2 protein-coding genes and 1 tRNA gene are annotated in these 2,896 nt (G+C 54.9%); 1 reads left to right on the top strand and 2 read right to left on the bottom strand.

Going from position 1 to position 2,896, the window contains the following annotated elements; genetic code table 11:
- A partial coding sequence (locus AAFO90_RS24510; protein ID WP_347511145.1) for a site-specific integrase occupies window positions 1-749 on the top strand: 749 nt, incomplete at its 5' end.
- A 192-nt stretch (window positions 750-941) separates the two neighbouring features.
- On the opposite strand, the gene AAFO90_RS24505 is transcribed toward AAFO90_RS24510, so the two are convergent.
- A tRNA-Leu gene (locus AAFO90_RS24505) sits at window positions 942-1,020 on the bottom strand.
- Window positions 1,004-2,392, bottom strand: coding sequence for a methyl-accepting chemotaxis protein (locus AAFO90_RS24500; RefSeq protein WP_347511144.1), 1,389 nt, complete (start codon window positions 2,390-2,392; stop codon window positions 1,004-1,006). Before AAFO90_RS24500 ends, AAFO90_RS24505 begins: the two co-directional genes overlap by 17 nt.
- Window positions 2,393-2,896 lie beyond the last annotated feature (504 nt).

The raw sequence follows: 2,896 nt of genomic DNA, 5'->3' as shown, positions 1-2,896 counted from the left end.
GGCCGCATTGGAAAAACACCGCGACCCACAAAATGATGCGCTGGTTGACCCGTTGGATCAAGCCGCATAACCATGAAATCCGCAGCGTCGCCCGAAACGCTTTTCAACATCGTTCGGGACATTCCCAGCACGCTCAAGCCCAAGGCTGGATTCATACTCAGCCTTATATTCGCCAAAACTACCGTGAAGACTTCAAGGAGCGTGATCGGATTTCCCGTTCAGAGCAAAAAGCCTTGATTGATGCTGCACAACAACCCGGCCAGCACCCGATGCTGCACCTGTTTCTGCTGATTGGATTCGGAACCGGGATGCGGCACCGTGAGATCGTATCCTTGCGGTGGGAAAACATCCGGTGGAAGCGAGGGATCGTTCATCTGCCCCACACGAAAACTGGGAAGCGGGATCAGCCCTTGCCCAAAATTGTGATGGAAGCCTTGCGTGCCCTGAAAGAAGCAGAGGCAGCGGATACCGGCTATGTGTTCGCATCCAACACCTCGACCGGCCACATCAACGATCTGAGCCGCCAATTCAAACGCCTCTGCAAAACTGCTGGCCTGAAACGCACCTATACGCCTCACTATATGCGGCACACGAAAGTAACGGAGCTTGTGGAAGCGGGGAAGCCGCACGAAGTGATCCGCCGCATCACCGGGCACAAAACCACGGCAATGATTTCACGCTACAGCCATCTGAATGAGAGCCAGATTGTCAGGGATACCATCGACGCGTGGGAACCATGCGTTGAATGACCCGCACCAGCATAAGTGTTTAAAATATAACAGAGGCCACCCCAAAGAGGGTGGCTTTCATCGTTATATCTAACACATGTAGCCCGAAGAACCTCGCCCATCCTCGCCTACCAAATGCACAAAATATGCACAAAACGAGATATTAACCTTGAAATTTTCTACGCGGGAACAAGAAAACTGTTTGTTTTCAAGTGGTACCCAAGGTGGGATTCGAACCCACACGCCTTGCGGCGGGGGATTTTGAAACCCCCGTCTCAGGCCGCCGGACGGTGTGTTTGTAGGGGCGTTTCCGGGGTGGCTTGGACAGCCCGGACGGTGCCTTGCCCCGCGTCACCGCCGACCTTGAAAGTAGCGACACGCTGCTGCAGCAGCCGGGCATTGTGCGACAGGTCCAGACTGACCGCGCTGGTTTCTTCCACCATTGCGGCATTGCGCTGCGTGACCTGATCAAGCTGACCGATGCCAACGTTGATCTCTTGCAAGGCGGCTGCCTGTTCCTTGGCGCCACTGGCGATATGACCGATGCGTTCGGAGATGTCCGATGCGCCGCCAATGATGGTCTGAAGTTCCTGGCCGACCTGTGCCACGACATCCACACCCGAATGCACCTGCGAAGAGCTGCGTTCGATCAGCTTTTTGATTTCCCCTGCAGCGCTGCCCGAGCGCTGGGCCAGGGTTCGAACCTCGGCCGCAACCACCGAAAACCCCCTGCCTGCCTCTCCGGCACGGGCGGCCTCGACGGCGGCATTCAAAGCCAGAAGGTTGGTCTGAAACGAAATGTCGTCAATGAGGGAGACGATGCTTCCGATTTCCTCGGAGGATTGCTTGATCGCCTCCATCGCGTCGACGGCCCGGTCCATGACTTTATTGCTGTCCTTAGCAGTCCGCTGCGCCGTATCTGCGATGCCTTTGACATCCTGCGCCAGATTGGCCGAGGAATTCACCGCTGATGACAGCTCTTCCACTGCGGCGGCGGTTTCTTCCAATGTCGCCGCCTGCGATTCCGTGCGTGACGACAGTTCCCCTGAAGAGCCTTCGATCCCGTCGGCGGCTGCGGAGACTGTCGATGCAACCTGTTTGACCGATAGCACCACTTGCTCCAGCTTTTCGATGGCTGCATTGAAGGTGGTGCCGAGGGTGCTCAGCTCTTTGATGTCTGATACCTCGACCCGGTGCCGCAGATCGCCCTGGCTGATGGCCTCAAGCCCGGTAAGGATGCCATCCATGGCTTCCTGGCGGGCGCTGGCATCGGACACGTCGGTGGCAATCTTGATGACTTTGCGCACCTTGCCTTCAGAGTCGAATACGGGCGCATAGGTTGCCTGTATCCAGACAGGTTCGCCGGATTTCGAAACTCGTTCGAAGCGGTCCGAATAATATTCCCCCGATGCCAATCCCGACCAGAAGGTCGCATAATCCGCCGATTGCGCGTCTTCGGGCTTGACGAACATCGAATGATGATGCCCTTCGATCTCGCTGAGTTCATAGCCCAGGGTTTCGAGGAAATTCTTGTTTGCTTTTAGGATTGTGCCGTCTGTCGCAAACTCGATAACGGCCTGTGTCCTGTCGATGACGTCCAGAACCGCCTGCTGTTCTTCGAACTTTCTTTCCCGCCGAGTTCGGGGCTTGATAATTTTCAACATCAAATCGTCCTCATATAATAACTCTTGCCTTAGTAATCGGCAGGAAAAAGGGTCTGTCGATACGTGCAAAACGTTGAATTGTTGCAATCAATAAACGATTTGAGGTGTGGGCGTGTTTTTCAATATTTTCGGTGCAACGGAAGGATAAACAATCTTTTCAGGATCTTCCGAAGTGTTTTGAAATCCTTATGGTTGCAGTAGCCGCGGGCGGCTCCATTAACTTTTGCGAATTTTTTACGGATGTTAGTTCGCTATGCTACTTTTGTGTATGCCTGCCGTGCAACAGTCGGCAAAGGTGATCGCCTAAGTTTTCAGCCGTCTGAACGCGTTATCCGGTTTGAGTCGCTGATTTTCTATTTGAGCCATATGGAGGCGAGGCGGGTCGTGTCGCGAATGCTGTGGAAATTCCCTGGCGGCGCGCTCCGGGCATGTGAAGGGTCGGTGTTTTAGGCTGCGAGGTCAAGGGGCATGGGTTCGAGGGGCTGAGAGAGGGTTTCCCAGCCG

Source organism: Phaeobacter sp. CAU 1743, from assembly GCF_039839315.1.
Taxonomy (GTDB): Bacteria; Pseudomonadota; Alphaproteobacteria; order Rhodobacterales; family Rhodobacteraceae; genus Phycobacter; species Phycobacter gallaeciensis_A.
This window is presented reverse-complemented; position numbering and strand designations above follow the sequence as displayed.